21 protein-coding genes are annotated in these 16,379 nt (G+C 57.4%); 17 read left to right on the top strand and 4 right to left on the bottom strand.

Annotated elements, in window-relative coordinates; genetic code table 11:
- The 5 genes from AQZ59_RS09835 to AQZ59_RS05655 all read left to right on the top strand — a co-directional run.
- Nucleotides 1–131: IS3 family transposase (locus AQZ59_RS09835; RefSeq protein ID WP_330218614.1), on the top strand; the 131-nt coding region annotated here is incomplete at its 5' end.
- A gap of 135 nt (nt 132–266) precedes the next feature.
- Complete coding sequence (locus AQZ59_RS09170; protein ID WP_034509278.1) at nt 267–674, top strand: DUF4418 family protein; 408 nt, start codon at nt 267–269, stop codon at nt 672–674.
- Between the two features lie 44 nt (nt 675–718).
- Nucleotides 719–1,939: an ABC transporter permease gene (locus AQZ59_RS09165; RefSeq protein WP_082661185.1), complete on the top strand. Its 1,221-nt coding sequence runs from the start codon at nt 719–721 to the stop codon at nt 1,937–1,939.
- Between the two features lie 11 nt (nt 1,940–1,950).
- A complete protein-coding gene (locus AQZ59_RS05660) occupies nt 1,951–2,637 on the top strand; it encodes an ABC transporter ATP-binding protein (protein ID WP_062613696.1) in 687 nt (228 codons plus the stop codon).
- A 246-nt stretch (nt 2,638–2,883) separates the two neighbouring features.
- Entirely contained in the window at nt 2,884–3,462 is a 579-nt protein-coding gene (locus AQZ59_RS05655; protein ID WP_160326874.1) for a class I SAM-dependent methyltransferase, read from the top strand.
- Between the two features lie 46 nt (nt 3,463–3,508).
- Here the strand turns inward: AQZ59_RS05655 and AQZ59_RS09405 are convergent, their stop codons facing one another.
- Nucleotides 3,509–4,762: a hypothetical protein gene (locus AQZ59_RS09405; RefSeq protein WP_148132164.1), complete on the bottom strand. Its 1,254-nt coding sequence runs from the start codon at nt 4,760–4,762 to the stop codon at nt 3,509–3,511.
- 286 nt (nt 4,763–5,048) lie between these two features.
- Here AQZ59_RS09405 and AQZ59_RS05645 point away from each other — a divergent pair.
- The 4 genes from AQZ59_RS05645 (at nt 5,049) to AQZ59_RS05640 (ending at nt 8,256) form a co-directional block, all read left to right on the top strand.
- Nucleotides 5,049–6,274 (top strand): IS3 family transposase gene (locus AQZ59_RS05645; protein WP_148132165.1). Its coding sequence is split into 2 segments (ribosomal slippage): nt 5,049–5,328 and nt 5,328–6,274, totalling 1,227 coding nucleotides; the frame shifts between segments, so codons are not numbered across the junction.
- A gap of 44 nt (nt 6,275–6,318) precedes the next feature.
- Nucleotides 6,319–7,278: a glycosyltransferase family 2 protein gene (locus tag AQZ59_RS09160; RefSeq protein WP_201783160.1), complete on the top strand. Its 960-nt coding sequence runs from the start codon at nt 6,319–6,321 to the stop codon at nt 7,276–7,278.
- Entirely contained in the window at nt 7,271–7,669 is a 399-nt protein-coding gene (locus tag AQZ59_RS09155) for a glycosyltransferase family protein (protein ID WP_082661182.1), read from the top strand. Before AQZ59_RS09160 ends, AQZ59_RS09155 begins: the two co-directional genes overlap by 8 nt.
- A gap of 50 nt (nt 7,670–7,719) precedes the next feature.
- Nucleotides 7,720–8,256 carry a hypothetical protein gene (locus AQZ59_RS05640; protein WP_148132171.1) on the top strand — a complete coding sequence of 179 codons (537 nt, stop codon included), beginning with the start codon at nt 7,720–7,722 and terminating at the stop codon, nt 8,254–8,256.
- A 313-nt stretch (nt 8,257–8,569) separates the two neighbouring features.
- On the opposite strand, the gene AQZ59_RS05635 is transcribed toward AQZ59_RS05640, so the two are convergent.
- Complete coding sequence (locus tag AQZ59_RS05635) at nt 8,570–10,462, bottom strand: heavy metal translocating P-type ATPase (RefSeq protein WP_062613691.1); 1,893 nt, start codon at nt 10,460–10,462, stop codon at nt 8,570–8,572.
- On the bottom strand, nt 10,459–10,818 hold the full coding sequence (cmtR, locus tag AQZ59_RS05630; RefSeq protein ID WP_034662574.1) for a Cd(II)/Pb(II)-sensing metalloregulatory transcriptional regulator CmtR: 360 nt from the start codon (nt 10,816–10,818) through the stop codon (nt 10,459–10,461). The genes AQZ59_RS05635 and cmtR overlap by 4 nt, the downstream gene beginning before the upstream one ends.
- A 287-nt stretch (nt 10,819–11,105) precedes the next feature.
- Here cmtR and AQZ59_RS05625 point away from each other — a divergent pair, with 287 nt between their 5' ends.
- Complete coding sequence (locus tag AQZ59_RS05625; RefSeq protein WP_062613690.1) at nt 11,106–11,387, top strand: type II toxin-antitoxin system RelE/ParE family toxin; 282 nt, start codon at nt 11,106–11,108, stop codon at nt 11,385–11,387.
- Nucleotides 11,388–11,399: 12 nt separating this feature from the next.
- Nucleotides 11,400–11,699: a HigA family addiction module antitoxin gene (locus tag AQZ59_RS05620; protein ID WP_101923791.1), complete on the top strand. Its 300-nt coding sequence runs from the start codon at nt 11,400–11,402 to the stop codon at nt 11,697–11,699.
- Between the two features lie 175 nt (nt 11,700–11,874).
- Here AQZ59_RS05620 and AQZ59_RS05615 read toward each other — a convergent pair whose 3' ends face one another.
- A complete protein-coding gene (locus tag AQZ59_RS05615; RefSeq protein WP_179853707.1) occupies nt 11,875–12,072 on the bottom strand; it encodes a hypothetical protein in 198 nt (65 codons plus the stop codon).
- A 213-nt stretch (nt 12,073–12,285) separates the two neighbouring features.
- On the opposite strand from AQZ59_RS05615, the gene AQZ59_RS05610 reads away from it, so the two are divergent.
- The 6 genes from AQZ59_RS05610 to AQZ59_RS05585 all read left to right on the top strand — a co-directional run bounded on the left by AQZ59_RS05610 (nt 12,286) and on the right by AQZ59_RS05585 (nt 16,378).
- Nucleotides 12,286–12,753: a GNAT family N-acetyltransferase gene (locus AQZ59_RS05610; protein WP_062613708.1), complete on the top strand. Its 468-nt coding sequence runs from the start codon at nt 12,286–12,288 to the stop codon at nt 12,751–12,753.
- A 386-nt stretch (nt 12,754–13,139) separates the two neighbouring features.
- Entirely contained in the window at nt 13,140–13,598 is a 459-nt protein-coding gene (locus AQZ59_RS05605) for a putative periplasmic lipoprotein (RefSeq protein ID WP_062613688.1), read from the top strand.
- A gap of 84 nt (nt 13,599–13,682) precedes the next feature.
- Nucleotides 13,683–14,276, top strand: coding sequence for a nitroreductase family protein (locus tag AQZ59_RS05600; protein ID WP_062613687.1), 594 nt, complete (start codon nt 13,683–13,685; stop codon nt 14,274–14,276).
- Nucleotides 14,273–15,070 (top strand): ABC transporter ATP-binding protein, encoded by a 798-nt coding sequence (locus tag AQZ59_RS05595; RefSeq protein ID WP_062613686.1) that lies wholly within the window; start codon nt 14,273–14,275, stop codon nt 15,068–15,070. The genes AQZ59_RS05600 and AQZ59_RS05595 overlap by 4 nt, the downstream gene beginning before the upstream one ends.
- Complete coding sequence (locus tag AQZ59_RS05590) at nt 15,067–15,732, top strand: ABC transporter permease (protein WP_062613685.1); 666 nt, start codon at nt 15,067–15,069, stop codon at nt 15,730–15,732. Before AQZ59_RS05595 ends, AQZ59_RS05590 begins: the two co-directional genes overlap by 4 nt.
- Nucleotides 15,716–16,378: an ABC transporter permease gene (locus AQZ59_RS05585; RefSeq protein ID WP_062613684.1), complete on the top strand. Its 663-nt coding sequence runs from the start codon at nt 15,716–15,718 to the stop codon at nt 16,376–16,378. Before AQZ59_RS05590 ends, AQZ59_RS05585 begins: the two co-directional genes overlap by 17 nt.
- The last annotated feature ends 1 nt before the right edge of the window (nt 16,379 follow it).

Below are 16,379 nucleotides of genomic sequence, written 5' to 3'. Positions count from 1 at the left end.
GTGAAGAGGTCTACGAAGGCGTTGCCACCTGGATCGAGGGATTCTATAACCACAAACGAATCCATTCAGCGATCGGCTACCAAAGCCCGGTCGAATACGAACTCCACGCCGGACTGGACCTCGCGGCATGAACTACACAACGAAACCGTCAACAACAAGCGGGCAAGCCCACCTAACAGGTTATTATAGCCTTGGCTCGCGACGGGTGAAGCCTTAGACTCGCACAATGCGTTTCTAATCGACACTGAAGTAGAAGTAAGAGACACATGAAAAACAAATATATCGCTGGAATCCCAGCAGTTCTTTTTGGAACGATGATAGCGATAGCGCCTATGACAATCGCTCAGCCTTGTCCAATTCATGGTGACCATCCGATGATGGCTTGTCACTGGAGCGCTAAAGCCTCGCTCGGTATTGGCGCTATGATAGCCGTACTGGGTCTTATTAACTTCTTAGTAAAGGCTCCAACACGCATTGGCCTAAATATCTCAGTAGCAGCCACTGCGGTATTGGAAATATTAGTGGTTACGTTGCTCATAGGCGTATGTGATATGCCAACCATGCATTGCAGGCAGGTAATGTTGCCAACTCTCGTAATAGTGAGCGTTTTGGCGTTGCTGTGTGCGCTTGTGGCTATATGGTTTGACTGCCGTAGTGAAAAGATCGCGAAATAAAAGTGCGTAAACACTGTAAATAGGCACTCAAGAAGGGTTGTTCCATGGCAGGAAAAAGTTCGTCGGTAGGTGTCGGGCTACGAAAGCTTCCACAGGAAAATCTTAAATATTACTCGGGACGCACGTTAGGTCTTTCAATCACAGTAATTGTTTTAAGTGTTATTTTTTTCTCCGGTACCTTCATGTCATTAGCTCTTAGCCGAGGGTTTTCTGCTATGGAGGAACGCATGGGGGCTGATCTGATTGTGTTTCCAAACGAACACCAGCAGGCAGCCGAAAGCTTTCTACTTGGTAAATCCAAAGAAAAATTTTATTTTAACGATGACTCTATATTGGAAGAGGTACGTAAGGTAGAGGGAGTTAAAGCTGCAACCCCTGAAACCTACTTGACCTCACTTGATGCTGGCTGTTGCGCGGTGGATGTACAGATCATTGGATTCAACCCAAAAACCGACTTTGTAGTGCAACCGTGGATAGCTACTGAGTATGCTGGTGAGCTTAAAGATGACGAAGTTATAGTAGGCGCTGACGTGTTTGCTGACCCAAATGGGCAGGTGCGTCTTTTTAATGAGTTTTGGCATGTTGCTGCTAAGTTAGCGCGCACAGGAACTTCGTATGACACCGTTGTGTTCGTAAATCAAAACACAGTGGAGAAAATGTTTAAATATTCTTCGCAAGTGGAGTATATTCACAACCCTCCAAACGGTAGAGCAATTTCGTCTATCTTGGTAAAAGTTGATCCGAACTATCCGGCAGAAGCCGTAGGGGATGCTTTGGCCAATAAAATGCAACATGTGGGTGTAGTTTCCTCTGCGGGAATGGCATCGCAAGTAAAGGCTAATACAATAACTATAATCGGTTACATTTGGTTGATAGTTGCAATGTTTTGGTTGGTTGGCCTGATAGTTTTGGTAGCAGTTGTGGCCACATCCGTAGGTGAACGTAAAAAAGAATTGGCATCATTACGAATAATGGGAGCGACTCGTAAGAACCTCATGTTTATGCTAGGGAAAGAGTGCTTTTTCATCGGCTTGGGTGGTGGATTGATTGGTGGCGTATTAGGGGAGGTAATAATGTATCCCTTTGCCAATCTTATACGTGCCAAGTTGGAGCTTCCCTATGTTGATATAAGTTTTGCAACAGCGTCTGTAATAGTTGCTTGCTGTGTAATCGGAGCCCTGCTCATTTCTATACTCGCAGCGATAATAGCTGCTGGTAAAACCTTGAAAAATGAGACTTATTTGACTTTGCGTGCGGCGAGGTAAAGGGAGGGGACATGGCGAATTCTGTCGTTGTGCAAGCCAGTGGATTAACCCGCGAGTTTTACCGGCGTGGAAGCTATTTTAACGCTGTGGAAGAGGCAAATTTACAGGTTAGTAGCGGGCAGATGGTAATGATTCAGGGCAGATCCGGCAATGGGAAGAGCACCTTGCTTAATATGCTTGCTGGATTGCTGCAACCAACTAGAGGGCAGGTGCGCATATGCGGCCAGCTTTTAGGTGACTTGGATGATTCTGAGCTTTCGACTTTGCGTGGCAGCAGAATTGGATATGCTACGCAACAGGAAACTCTTATCGCTAGTCTTAACGTTCGTGAAAATATTTTGTTACCGGCGTTGATCGCTAAAGAACGGGGTATAGAAAAACCTTACGACGTCAATGCGCGGGCTGAATCACTAATGAAAGCTTTGCAGATTGAGGGCCTAAGCGAGGTTTACCCGAGGGAACTATCTGGGGGTGAGACGCGCCGTGTAATAATTGCGCGCACATTGATAAACATCCCTGAGGTGGTCTTAGCAGACGAGCCCACGGGAGATCTAGATGAGGAGTCTACCGGATTGGTAATGAATTTGTTGCGATCAGCTACTGATGACGGTGCCGCGGTGATAGTGGTTACACACGATTCGGACACATCTAGCTTTGCCGATCAGATATACACGATAACCAAAGGCGTGCTGAAATAGAATCCAAATCCGACGCGTCTAGTGTTCCCTGAATTGTACTGCACGTATCCGACACTTTCGATTGGAATAATTGCACCTTGCCTTCGGTGTCGGTGAATATAAGTGGAGTTTTGTTTTCGCATCCCTTGATAACTTGGCTTATTACGGCATTTTCATCAGCATCTATATCTAACGTTATTTCGCGTTGAATTTTATTTAGGGTGCTGGCTAGCGTTATAGGGTGCGGATTTCGATAACCTTATTCGCGTGAGTACTGAAGCGCAGGAATGGAATGCACGTTACGCCTCGGAAGGGCGCCTGTGGAGCGGTAAAGTCAACGCTCTCCTACGCAGAGAAATTGAAGACATGAAGCCAGGTACCGTCCTCGATGTTGGGGCGGGCGAGGGGGCAGACGCGATCTGGCTGGCCCAGCAAGGCTGGCAGGTGAGTGCCGTAGACATTTCACAGATTGCTATAGACCGAGCCGAGACTGCGGCTCACAAGGCCTCAGTGAAAGTGCAGTGGATTGTCGCTGACGCTCGCGAAGTTAGTGGGGAATATGACCTAGTGAGCGCATTCTACCCCGTGATTCAGAAGAATTCTGACCTCTTTAGACATCTTTGTTCGCTCGTTAAACCAGGCGGAACGCTCCTGTTCGTCCATCACATGCCTGACCCGGATAAGCCACGCGGACACGGCCCGGACTTTTCGAAGGTGATGAGTGCGCGTGAAGCCCTCGAAAATCTGTCGCCAAAGTGGACGATTGAGAAATATGAAGTCATTGAACGAGGCGCAAACTCAAAGCATCCCTATGACGAGCTGGTGCGTGCCCGAAAACTCGCGTAACCAAGAAAAGCGGCCAGTTGACGGCAGGCACCTGCAATGGTGCAGATCAAGGGGAATCTGGCGGGTTATTATTCGCATTTCGCCGAGCCCTAATCTTGTCCGCCTTCGCCAGAGTCCTATCCTCGCGGTGCGTGCGCAACCGTTCACCAGTCTTTTGTATCTGCTCCACACCTCTCTGGCGGCTTTGGTTGACTGCTTGTACAGAGTCGCCTACAAAACCCGATACAGACTCTTTCCACCCCCGTATTTGAAGTTCGCTTTTTTCTTCAAAGCTGAGATTAACGTGAAGGGCAAAACGCTGAATTGAGTTTTCTGCCCTGTTAGCTGCTTCGATTATCTTTCTAGCTCGTTGGTAATGCGTGGCCCAAACACTGTTCCCCAAGTTCGCAGTGGCACGAATAGAATCGTTCATTCTCAGTAACCGACAGGTTACAGATTCGATTCTTTCCTGACGTGTTCTTTGGATTGAAGCGTGGTAGCCGTCGAAGTGGTCGGGTTCGAATTCTTGTGCGTGTGCGATCTCCAAGACATAAAACCGGTCATGTAGCCAAATACTCCAGCCAAGATTACCGAGCCAGAATGAAAGGTTCTCATCTAGGCTCTGGAAGGATTTGGCTGTTTTCTTCGAGTCACCTTGGCTTGCCGCCAGTTGTTCCACCAAACTCGATATCTGCTCAAGCGCGGTCGTTTCCATGGTGTGGAGGGAGGCGCCTAGGTGACTGATCGTTAACCATTTGGTTGCTGAAACACTGTTATTTGTTCGGTAGTAATCTTCAACTTCTTTGAGAGCATTCGAGATGCCTTCGAGTTCTCCCAAAGATTCCACTTTGCTCTGTCGCAGAAGCGCGTCGAGCTTTGCGTCGATGGTCTCGAGATAATCTTTGATTTCAGCTATCGCTGCCTCGATAGCTGCTTGTGCGATTACGCTAGCTCCCGCAGTCGCGAATGCCGGGGCCAAGGTGCCAGTACTTCGTATCTCAATTTTTCGAAAAAACTGACCCGGGTTTCCGGCAAGATTGAAATCACCGCGCCGAAACGCTCCTCTCACGGGCCCTTTGGTGACGCGTTGCCTCATAAGCTTCGCCGACTCCGGGCTGAGTTTCACGTAGCGGCTTGAGCGCACTTGAAATTCGCTGAATGTGGAGAAAACATTCTGAGCGCGAAATAGGACTTGGGGAGAAACCTTTGAAACGGAAAACCCATCACAGTTATCGAACTCTTCTAAATCCTCATCCTGACTGAAGATAATGAGGCCTTCGCCATCAGAGAGGAATTCGATTTGTGATCCGGAACCCGTCATAGCCAAGACTCTACCGAAATGTGGTCCTTTTAAGAGAGATGTTTAGATCTAGAAATCTAGAACTTGCATTAATGAACACAACCTAGCCAAGGAACAGTAAATGAACATAGTTGTGTTTGGCATACTCCGTCAGCCGGGTTCGTGATGCCACTTCGAGCCAGTTGGTTTAAATTTGAACAGAACCGCATTCGTTTTGAGAGGAATAGGGTTATAGGACAAATTGTGTTGCTGGGGTTAGTGAAGTGTACTGGGTTTTGTTCCTACCTGTTTTTGAGAGGATTGGAACATGCCGAAGAGGTATTCACAAGAGTTTAAGGACCGTGCGGTGCGCATGCTCGTGGATCGCTTAGCTGGTGATGGCTCGTCTTCTTACTGGCAGGCAGTGCGTGAGATCGCGCCGAAACTGGGGATCGCAAACGAGTCACTGAGCCGCTGGTATGAGCAGTATTTGGTTGCCACGGGTGAGGGGCAGGGGCTTGCGCGTGAAGAGCATGAGGAAATCAAACGACTCAAACGCGAGAATGCGCAGCTGCGTAGGGCGAATGAGATTTTGAAGCTTGCTTCGGCTTTTTTCGCACGAGAACTCGACCACCCCGGGAGTTAATGATCGCTTTCATTGACCACTACCGCGATCACTACTCAGTCGAGTTCGTGTGCCGGGTCCTTTGCGAACACCTTGAAGGAGGGTTTATCACTCCTCGGGGGTACCGGGCCGCTAAGAGCCGGCCTGCGAGCACCAGGAGCATACGAGACCAGATCCTGATTGAAGTACTACGTGAGATTCACCAGAAGAACTTCAGTGTTTATGGTGTGCGTAAGCTCTGGCACGCAGCTAGGCGTGCCGGCTGGGATATTGGCCGTGACCAGGTGGCTCGGCTCATGAAAATCGCTGGAATTAGTGGGATACGTCGCGGACGTAGACCTGTGACAACTCGGCCAGCACCAGTTTTCGATACTCGCCCGGACTTAGTACAGCGGCAGTTCAAGGCTGTGGGTCCGAACCGGTTGTGGGTCGCCGATATCACCTATGTCCGTACCCTGTCCGGGTTCGTCTACACGGCCTTCGTCACCGATGTTTTCAGTCGTAAGATCGTTGTCTGGGCGACCCGGACCTCGATGACAACAGAGACGTTACCGTTGGAGGCGCTCGAGCAGGCAATCATGAACGCCAGACAAGACCTATCCAATCTTGTTCACCATTTTGATCATGGATCTCAGTACACGAGCATCACCTACAGCGAGAAACTCACTGACTACGGAATCAAACCCTCAACCGGCAGCGTTGGCGATTCCTACGACAATGCCCTAGCCGAGACCGTCAACGGGCTTTACAAGGCCGAGCTGATCTACTCCCAAACCTGGAGGTCATGTACCGAAGTCGAATGGGCAACCCTGAACTGGGTCCATTGGTGGAACAACGAGCGCCTACACGAGGCCCTGGACTACACCACCCCTGAGGAGGCCATCACCAGCTACAATCAACACCGGGCAGCCGAGCTGACCCCCATATAAGAAGCGGAACAAAACCCAGGACGCTTCAACGTCAGGTATTTGCGGTGGTAGTAGCTTATAACCGCGCTAAACTGCTTCGCGAATGTCTGGACGCAATCGCTACGCAGACCAGACCAGTTCAGCGGGTAATCGTGGTTGATAACGCCTCAACCGATGACTCTTCACGTCTTGCCCAGCAGCACCCGGTAGTGGACCGTGTAATCGAGCTTTCAGAAAATACCGGTGGCGCGGGCGGATTTTGCGCCGGGATCGCACACGCTCTGGCTTATAAAGAGCTGGAAAATCACGATTTTATTTGGATTATGGATGACGACACCATTCCTACACCAGATGCGTTAGCGCAGCTGCTCGAGGCCGGTCAGCGTTATCCTGGTTCCCCAGCGCTGCTGGCGTCACAGGCACAGTGGATCGACGGTAGCGAGCATCCCATGAATGCCCATCGGGAAAGGCCGCTAATATCACCCGACCGCAAACAAATCGCCCGACGTCTAGGACTGCGTCAAGTGCGCGCTGCCTCCTTCGTATCAATACTGGTAGAGGTGGCACAGGTGCGCAAGATTGGACTGCCGATTGCGGATTACTTTATCTGGAACGACGACCTGGAATATACCGCCCGGTTACTGAAAAACCGGATTGGATTGTACGTACCTGCCTCGGTGGTGGTGCACAAAACCCGCGCGGCCGCCTCCGCTACTGATGATCCTGGGGATCGCTTTTATTACGAGACTCGCAATAAAATTTGGTTCCTATTGCGTTCACGAGGACTGCTCACCATGGATCGGATCCTTTACGGAGGTTCCATGTTGGTGCGCTGGTTTAGAATGTGGCAGGTCAGTGAGCACAAGAAAAAAATGTTGCGCCTGGGAGTAAAAGGGGTGGCCGACGGGGTGCTATCTGGTCCGCGTCCTAATGAAGAGATATTTTCCGCAGACCCGGAAACCGCGAAACTAGTTGCGGCATGTGAAAATGCTGCCCGGGTGAAAGTGGATAAGCGACATGGCTAAAGTGCTTTTTGCGGGTTCATCCGGGGGACATTTAGCCCAGCTATATACTCTTAAACCCTGGTGGGAGCAGCAGCAAACCCTATGGGTCACTTTTAAAACTCCCGATGCCACCTCGCTGCTAGCCGATCAAAAGGTCGTGTGGGCAGAGCATTCGCCTGACCGCAACTTACGTGACGTATTCCGTTCGCTGCATTTAGCTTGGAAGCTTTTACGTTCGGCTCGCCCCGAATTAGTGGTGTCTGCAGGTGCCTCTTTGGGGACGGTTTTCATTGCCCTAGCGCGTCTAATGAAGATTCCCACTATCTATATTGAGGTTTTCGATCGGATAGAGATCCCCTCTCTATCAGGTAGAATCTGTTACCGCCTGGCAGATCGCTTCGCAGTGCAATAGCCTGAACAGCTGAAACTTTATCCGCGTGCCACGGTGATCGGACCGCTACTATGAGTGAAACCACCAGTATGAGCGAAAACAGTAAGCGCGAACTGCAAGCCGACTACCTGTTCATGGTGGGCACCCACCATATGTCTTTTGACCGTTTAATCCAGATGGCGGATCGTTTTGCTCGCGAAAATCCGGACGCTTCGGTTCTGGTGCAATATGGAACTTCTCGACCTCCGAAGGAAGCGACCGGGCGCGAGAATCTCAGCCACCAAGAAATGGCTGCCCTCGCCGGGAAACTTAAAGGTGTGGTTTTACCAGGCGGACCTTCCCTAATGATGGAATGGCTACGGCGCGGTTTCCAGCCGGTGATCGTTCCACGCGACCCAGAACTGGGCGAACACATCGACGTTCATCAAATCCGGTTCTCTAACTTCATGCACGATCGCTCCCTAATCGTCCTTGCCAACGATTATGAGCAGGTCAAAGCAGCTCTTACAGATCCTCAACTGGTATCTGCAGCCCAATTAGACAAGATTGACAGTGCCGGTGCAGTTAGAGCCTTCGCAAAATTGGCTTCGTCGCTGCTGGCAGATTAATTTATAGGGGTTAACACGGTGGAGTTCAAATTTAACGTGTAACGCGGAGCGTTAATGACGTTTCGCGTTATTGGGGGGTAGGTTGAAGAGCGCTGTCTCTATCTCCGGTTTTCGTTCGGCCTCGGTTCATTCCGCTACCTCGAGTGCAGAATCTGCAAGCGGTATCGGGCCGTTGAACTATTAGGTTCACCCACAGTTCCCGTGCCTGCACGCATCGAGAAAGACCAGGTGGTGAACTCGAATGACTCGCCTGGTCCAACGTGTGTGCGCTCGGCGCGTGGTTTAACTCTTATAAGACTTGCCGGTCACAGCCTCAGCGTTTCGCTCGTGCAGCCCGCAGGCCGTTCAAGATCACGATGACTTCGGCGACTTCGTGAACCAACACGACGGCGGCCAGGCCCAGCACACCGCTGATCGCCAGTGGCATCAACACGATAATGATAGCCAGAGACAGCACGATGTTTTGGTTGATGATCCTGCTGCCTCGGCGGGCGTGCTGCAGCGCCTGCGGGATCAGCCGGAGGTCGTGGCCAGTGAAGGCGACGTCAGCGGACTCGATCGCGGCGTCAGAGCCGGTTGCTCCCATCGCAATGCCCACCGTTGCGCCCGCCAGTGCCGGCGCGTCGTTGATGCCGTCGCCGATCATCGCCGTCGGCGTCTTGGAGGAGAGTTCGGCTACGATGCTTGCCTTGTCCTCCGGGCGCAGCTCGGCGCGCACGTCGTCGATTCCGGCGATTTCAGCCAGCGCCCGGGCGGTACGAGTGTTGTCGCCGGTGAGCATGCTCACTTCCACATCGTTGGCGCGCAGGGTCTGCACGGCTTCGGGCACCTCGGGCCGCAGCTCGTCGCGGACGCCGATCGCTCCGGCGAGGGTGTCATCGACGGTGACCAGGACGCAGGTCTGGCCTTCGGATTCCATGCGCTCAACGTCTCCCTTCAGTGGCCCGGCGTCGATCCACCGGGGGCTGCCGACCAGCAGGCGTCGGCCTTCGACGGTGCCGCCGATGCCATGTCCGGCTTCCTCGCTGATGTCCAGGGCGGCGGGTGCTTCGGGCTCCGCTGCCGCGATCGCCGCGGCGAGGGGGTGCGTCGATTGCTGCTCAACTGCCGCAGCGAAAGCAAGCACCTGAGCCCGATCGAATCCCTCTGCCGGGACCACTCCGTTAACCTCGGGCTGGTTGCGGGTAAGGGTTCCGGTCTTGTCCACCGCTAGGTGACGGATGCCGCCGAGTCGCTCGAACGCCGCGCCGGACTTGATGACCACGCCGAACTGGCTGGCCGCGCCGATCGCGGCCACGACCGTCAGCGGCACGGAGATTGCCAGCGCGCACGGCGACGCTGCGACCAGGACCACCAGCGCACGGGTGATCCAAGTCTCTGGGTCACCCAGCAGCGAGCCGATCACGCCGACCAGCACCGCCAGGATCATCACCCCGGGCACTAGGGGTTGGGCAATTCGGTCGGCGATCCGGGCGCGGTCACCCTTCTCCGCCTGCGCCTGCTCGACGAGGTCGACGAGTGTGGTCAGCGAGTTGTCCGTTCCAGCTGCGGTCGTCTCTACTTCCAGCACACCGGCGGAGTTGATCGCACCCGCGGGCGCCTCGTCGCCGGGTGCAACCTCCTCCGGAATGGATTCTCCGGTGATCGCTGAGGTGTCAAGGCTGGAACGTCCAGACCGAATGATGCCGTCCGTGGCGATCCGCTCTCCGGGGCGCACGAGCATCAGTTCGCCAGCCACGAGGTCCTTCGCTGCGACCTTGACCGACGTGCCGTCGCGCAGCACCGTCGCGGTCTGAGGTACCAACTTCAACAGTGCCCGCAGTCCGCCCTGTGCCCGGTCCATTGCCTTGTCTTCCAGCGCCTCGGCGATCGAGTACAGGAACGCTAGCGCCGCGGCCTCTCCGACGTAACCGAGGATTACCGCGCCGACCGCGCTGATCGTCATCAGCAAACCAATGCCGAGCTTGCGCTTCGTGACAAGGTTTCGGATCGCGCCGGGCGCGAACGTATACGCCCCTAGCAGCAGGCCGACCCAGAACAGTACTGTCGCGGGTGTCTCTATCCCGGACCAGTCCAGCGCCAGGCCTATGCCGAGGGCTACGCCGGAGAAGATCGGCAGTAGCAACTCGGGGTCCTTCCACCATGGCCGATCGAGTTCTTCGATCTCTTTGGCGGGTTCGTGTGCGCATCCACACGCCGAGCTCATGCGTCCGCTCCCTTCTCGCCGCAGCCGGGCACCGAGCATTCAGGGTCGATGCACGGGGCGTTTTCGTCGACAGCCAACGTCGCGTTCACCAGCGCGTTGAGCGCTGCCGCGAGGTGCGGATCGGCGATTTCGTAGCGTGTCTTGCGGCCCTCCGGCTCGGCGACGACGATGCCGCAGTCGCGCAGGCAGGTCAGGTGGTTCGAGACGTTCGAGCGGGTCAGGTCCAGGTCGCGCGAAAGCACGGCCGGGTAGCTCGGGCCGTCGAGTAGTGTCATCAGGATTCTGGAGCGCGTCGGATCCGCCATGGCCCGGCCGAGCCGGTTCATGACGTCGAGGCGTGAAGCAATGGTCAGCATGTGCTTAACAATACATCGTGTGCTGAACTATTCAAAATGCGCTGAACTGACAGTTACGCGAAGGTCCTGCGACCTGCAAGAATTAGTCGATGGGATAGCAGATGACTGATCCTTTGTGGTTCGGCTGCCGCCCAACGCGGGAGCGACGTGGGCGGCGAGGTTCTCGAGAAAGTAACTTTGCAACTACATACCGTGGAGTTTATGTTCAACGTGTAGATCCGCCTGGGGCCGTAGCTCCTGCATATAACGACTGGCGTTATTAACGCGGAGCGTTATGCGCTTGGCTTGTGATCATTTCTTTCGCTGACCGGGATACCGAGGCGCTCTACCTGCGACAGCCGGTAAGGTGGCTCGATTTCCGGTTGAACCGGCAAGCGCTGCAAAAACTGCGCTTACTCGATTCGGTGGTGGATCTCAACGAATTGAAGATTCCGCCCGGAAATCGGCTCGAGGCCCTCAAGGGGGACCGGGCTGGCCAGTTCAGCATAAGAATCAACAATCAGTGGCAAATCTGCTTCGTTTGGACTTTCATGGGTCCGAGTGAACTGGAGATCGTCGATTATCACTAGGAGGGGTGAATGATGGGGAAGAAGATTTCGCCGATCTCGCCCGGTGAAGTCCTCTTGGAAGAGTTCATTGGGCCGATGGGGATCACACAGAACAAGCTAGCCGTGGAGATCGGGGTTCCTCCGCGCCGGATCAACGAGATTGTTCACGGCAAGCGGCGCATTACTGCCGATACGGCCTTGCGCCTGGGACGGTATTTCGGAATGAGTGCACAGTTCTGGATCAATCTGCAGTCGCATTACGATTTGGAGATCGAGATGGATGCGCTCGCGGACGAGTTGGATAAGATCACGCCCATCACCCGCGGGACATAACGACCATGTCTGTATGGCTGCCGAGGGACTAACGGGAAAGAACTGGAAAGTACTGGAACAATTACTGCAACAAATGTTCCAGTTGGAGGAGCGCAAGCGCGGGGTGAGTCGCCGCCGTCGTCACGAGCTCCTCTAACGTGGTGTGTCAGCCTCGGTTTGGCGGACGGCCCAGGCTTTACTGCTCCTTTGGCATCCAGAAGCTCGTCACGTTTTTCTTCGTCTCAAGCTGGTACTCGATGAACATGCCGCGCAGCTCGTAGTCGAATGGTTCGGCCCAGGGTTGGCGGGCGAACATCTTGCCGAAGTCCATGGCGCGGGCTTTCACCTCGTCTTCGAAGTGGATCATGGTGTGGCGCTCCGGGGCCATGGCCATGTGCTTGGTGGGCGCGGGCAGGCTCGCAGCCCGTCAAACGTCAGGACTCTGAGCCCAAAAAGGGCCAAAATGCGAACGAAAAGCTACAGGGTCCTGATCTTTGTCGGCGCTTCCCGCGCTAGTTCGGGTCTGACGCCGCCAAACCGCCGCCCGTGGAGTGCCAGAAGAGTCGGTTCTAGCAGGGGCCCACCCATGGGGTGTTAACTGGTGACCATGAGTAGTGTTCCTTGGCTCGCCACGCGTGATCAGCCCCTTCCCGAAGACGTCGCCCGGATTCTCGCCACCGTCCCCGAATGGTTCGGGATAGAGGCGGCCAATGCCGAGTACATCGCGGCGGCTCGCTCGAAGGAGACTTGGTCCGTCCGCGACTTAGCGGGGCGGGTCGTGGGCATCACGCTCGTCGATCGTCATTTCCCCCATGTCGCGGAGATCCACCTCATGGTCGTCGACCGGGAGGTGCATGGTACCGGCGTTGGGACGGCGATGCTGGCGGCCATCGAGGCCGACGCGATTGGCTGTGGCGTCCGCCTCCTCGAGGTCAAAACGCTCGGTGCTTCCCACGCCGATGCCGGCTACGCCCGAACGCGCCACTTCTACGAGAAGTTCGGCTTCCTTGCGCTCGAGGAGACGGATCTGTGGGGCGAGGACTCGCCTTGTCTGATCATGGTCAAGCCGCTCTAGGCCACGCCGCGTGGCTTGTTCCGGGTCCCGACCGACAGAACTGGTGAATATACCGGCTACCGATTGCTGTAGGTGCTAGGCCGTCTTCAGGTTCACGAGTTGTGACGGGCGTAGCCGGTACCGGGCAGAGATTTCGCCGGCGGCGCGAATTATCGGCGCCAGGCGCGGCGAGCCCTAACCGAACGCCCTTAACTGCGAAGAGCTGTATATGTGCAGATGAGGACCGATCCGACCCGCGACTCACGCCCGCGCGTCCGCGTCGCCGGTCCTGTCGCGACCCCGGCAAGGCGACAATGCCGCCGGCGATCAGCGGCAAGCGAAATCCGGGCGGATGCAACCGTGGGGGCGGGTGTGGTTGTATGAGACCACCCGCCGATGGAGGAAAGATGAAGAAGATTGCACTCGCATGCGCCCTGGTGCTCGGCCTGGCCGCGTGCGGAAACAGCGAGCCGGAGACCGTGGAGACCGAATCGGCGAGCCCGAAGGTGGAGCAGAGCACCGAGGCCACGTCGGAGCCGACCGAGGAGGAAACGGAGACCGAGGAGCCCACGGCGGCCGCCACCCCTGAGGTTGATTCGCAGGGCAATCCGAAGGCCTCGAAGGAGGAGTTCGAGCAGCTGCTGCTCGCGGGCGCGACCGCCGCGCTTGAGGAGCAGGGTGGCGCGGATGACCCCGAGGTGCAGGCGCAGATCGAGGAGTCGGTGCAGTGCGTGGCCGACTACGCGTATGACAAGCTGTCGGCCGATGCTCTCAACGCGATCATCAACGACCCGCAGGCAACCCCGGACGAAGCGGACCTCGAGATCTTGCTCGCAGGTGCGGCCAAGTGCCGGCCGGTCGGCTGAGTTTTCGCCGCCAGCTAATGCGCCTACTGGTACCCACCAGCCACTACGTAGACTCGCCAGACGTGTCTACCTTTGGAGTTCGCCATGAAGTTCCTCGATGATCCTGTCTTGGACGCGATCGCCCACCGCCGCTCTGTGTCGAAGGTTGGGCCGAACACGCCGTCGGACGAGGAGATCGCCACGTTGCTCGCGGCGGTCACGCACGTGGCCGACCACAAGGCGTTGCGCCCGTGGCGGCTCATCCTCCTGCGCGGGGAGGACCGACTGACGCTGGCCCGCGCGCTTGACGCGGCGCAGGGGATCGAGCGCGAGTCGGGCGAGGTCAACCCCAAGCCGTTCCGCGCCGAACTGCTCATCGCGCTGGTGGCCAGTCCGGTCGAGCATGAAAAGGTGCCCACCTGGGAGCAGCACGCCACGGCGGCCGGGGTCGGCCACCTGCTTGAGCTCGCACTGTGGCAGGCAGGCTGGGGTGTCATGTGGCGCACGGGCACGTTCGCGAACGCGCAACAGGTGCGCGAGGCGCACGGTCTGGCCGATAGCGAGCTGCTCATGGGCTGGCTGTACGTGGGCGACATCGATTCCGCGCACCGCCAGCGCCTCGGCGAATCCAACCGCCCGCCCCTCGACCCGATCCGGTTCATCGGGCGCATGCCCCGCAAAGGCCGGTTTACCTCATGATTGAATTCGACTCCGTCACCAAAACCTACGGCGATACCCGAGCGGTGAACGACGTCAGCTTCACCGTTCCCGCCCGCTCGACCACGGTGCTGGTCGGCTCCTCGGGATCGGGCAAGACCACGCTGTTGGGCATGGTCAACCGCATGATCGAGCCCACCGCCGGCCGCATCCTCATCGACGGCGAAGACGTGGCCGGCGTCAATCCCGTCAAGCTTCGCCGCTCGATTGGCTACGTCATGCAGTCCGGCGGCCTGCTCCCGCATCGCACGATCCTTGACAACATATGCGTAGTCCCGCTCTTGAACGGCACGACCAAGGCCGACGCGCGGCGTCGTGGGATGGAGCTCATGGAGATTATGGGCCTGGACGCGAGCCTGGCCCGGCGCTACCCGGCCCAGCTCTCGGGCGGGCAGCGCCAGCGCGTGGGCGTGGCCCGCGCCCTCGCTTCTGACCCGAGCGTCCTCCTCATGGACGAGCCCTTCAGCGCGGTCGACCCGATCGTGCGGCGCGAGCTGCAGGGGGAGGTGCGCCGGTTGCAGCGCGAGCTGGGCAAGACGATCCTGTTCGTCACGCACGACATCGACGAGGCGCTCGCGCTTGCCGACGACGTCGTCATCCTTCACGGCGGCTCCATCGCCCAGCGTGGGGCGCCCGCCGAGCTGCTCACTAACCCCGCATCCGACTTCGTGGCCTCCTTCATCGGCATCACCGACGGCTCGCGGCGGCTGTGTCTCGACGACGACGGGCGGCTGGTCCGCGACGGCACCGGGCGCCTGCTAGGGACCCTGGAATGAGCTGGATTTCGGCCAATCTTTCGTGGATCGGGCACCTGACGCTCGTCCACCTGTGGCTGGCGGTGGCCGCGCTCGCGCTCAGCCTGGTGATTTCGGTGCCGGTGGGCTGGGCGGCGAACCGGTGGCGCCTGGGCCGGGAGGCGATCGTCGCCCTCATCGGCATCCTGTATGCGATCCCGTCCCTGCCCATGTTCATCATCATCCCCGTCATCACGGGCGCGCCGATTCGCTCCTCGCTCACGGTGGTGATCGTGCTCAGCGTGTATGCGGTGGCGTTGCTCGTGCGCACGGTGGCGGACGCCTTCGCCGCCGTCCCCGCTGACACGATGCGCGCCTGCACCGCGATGGGCTATTCGACCTGGCAGCGGTTCTGGGCGGTCGAGCTCCCGCTCGCCGGGCCGGTGATCGTGGCAGGGCTGCGCGTCGTTGTCGTGAACACGGTCAGCCTGGTGACGGTGGGCGCGGTGGTGGGCAGCCAGAGTCTGGGCACGCTCTTCACCGACGGTTTCCAGCGCGGGATCATCCCCGAGGTGTTGACGGGCCTGGTGCTGACCGTAGCACTGGCGCTCGCGCTCGACGCGGCGACCGTGCTCGGCGGGCGCGTGATCTTCCCGTGGACCAGGATTCGTGCGAAGGAGGTGGCGCGTGGATCTGCTATTTGATTCGCTGGCCTGGCTCGCCGACCCCGCCTCCTGGGCCGGGCCGTCCGGTATCCTGCACCGCCTCGGCCAGCATGTGGGCCTGGTGGCCGTCGTCGTGCTGATTGCGGCCGCGCTCGCCCTTCCCGCGGGCGTCGCCATTGGGCACACGCGTCGCGGGCAAAACGTCGTGGCCGCGATCGCCGGCTCCGCGCGCGCCATCCCCACCCTCGGCTTGCTCACGTTGCTCGGGCTCATGCTGGGCATCGGGCTGGCCGCGCCCACGATCGTGCTCGTGGTCCTCGCTATCCCGCCGTTGCTCGCTGGCGCGTATTCGGGGGTTGCGAACGTCGACCCGATGACAGTGCGGGCAGCTCACGCGCTCGGTATGTCGGGCTGGCAGGTGGTGTGCGACGTCGAACTTCCGCTCGCCGCACCGATCATCATGGGTGGTGTCCGCTCGGCGATCGTCCAGGTGGTCGCCACCGCCACGCTCGCCGCCTACGTCGCCGACGCCGGCCTCGGCCGCTTCATCTTCTCCGGGCTGGCCACCCGCCGCTACGAGGAGGTGCTGGGCGCCGCGATCGTAGTCATCGTGCTCGCGCTCATCCTCGACCTCGGGGTGGGATTCGCCGTCAAGCGCGCCGAGCGTAGGGTCGGGATCGCCTAGG

It is taken from the genome of Trueperella bernardiae (assembly GCF_001469025.1).
Classification (GTDB): Bacteria; Actinomycetota; Actinomycetes; order Actinomycetales; family Actinomycetaceae; genus Trueperella; species Trueperella bernardiae.
The sequence above is the reverse complement of the archived record's forward strand: the minus strand, read 5'-3'. Positions and strand labels throughout refer to the sequence as shown.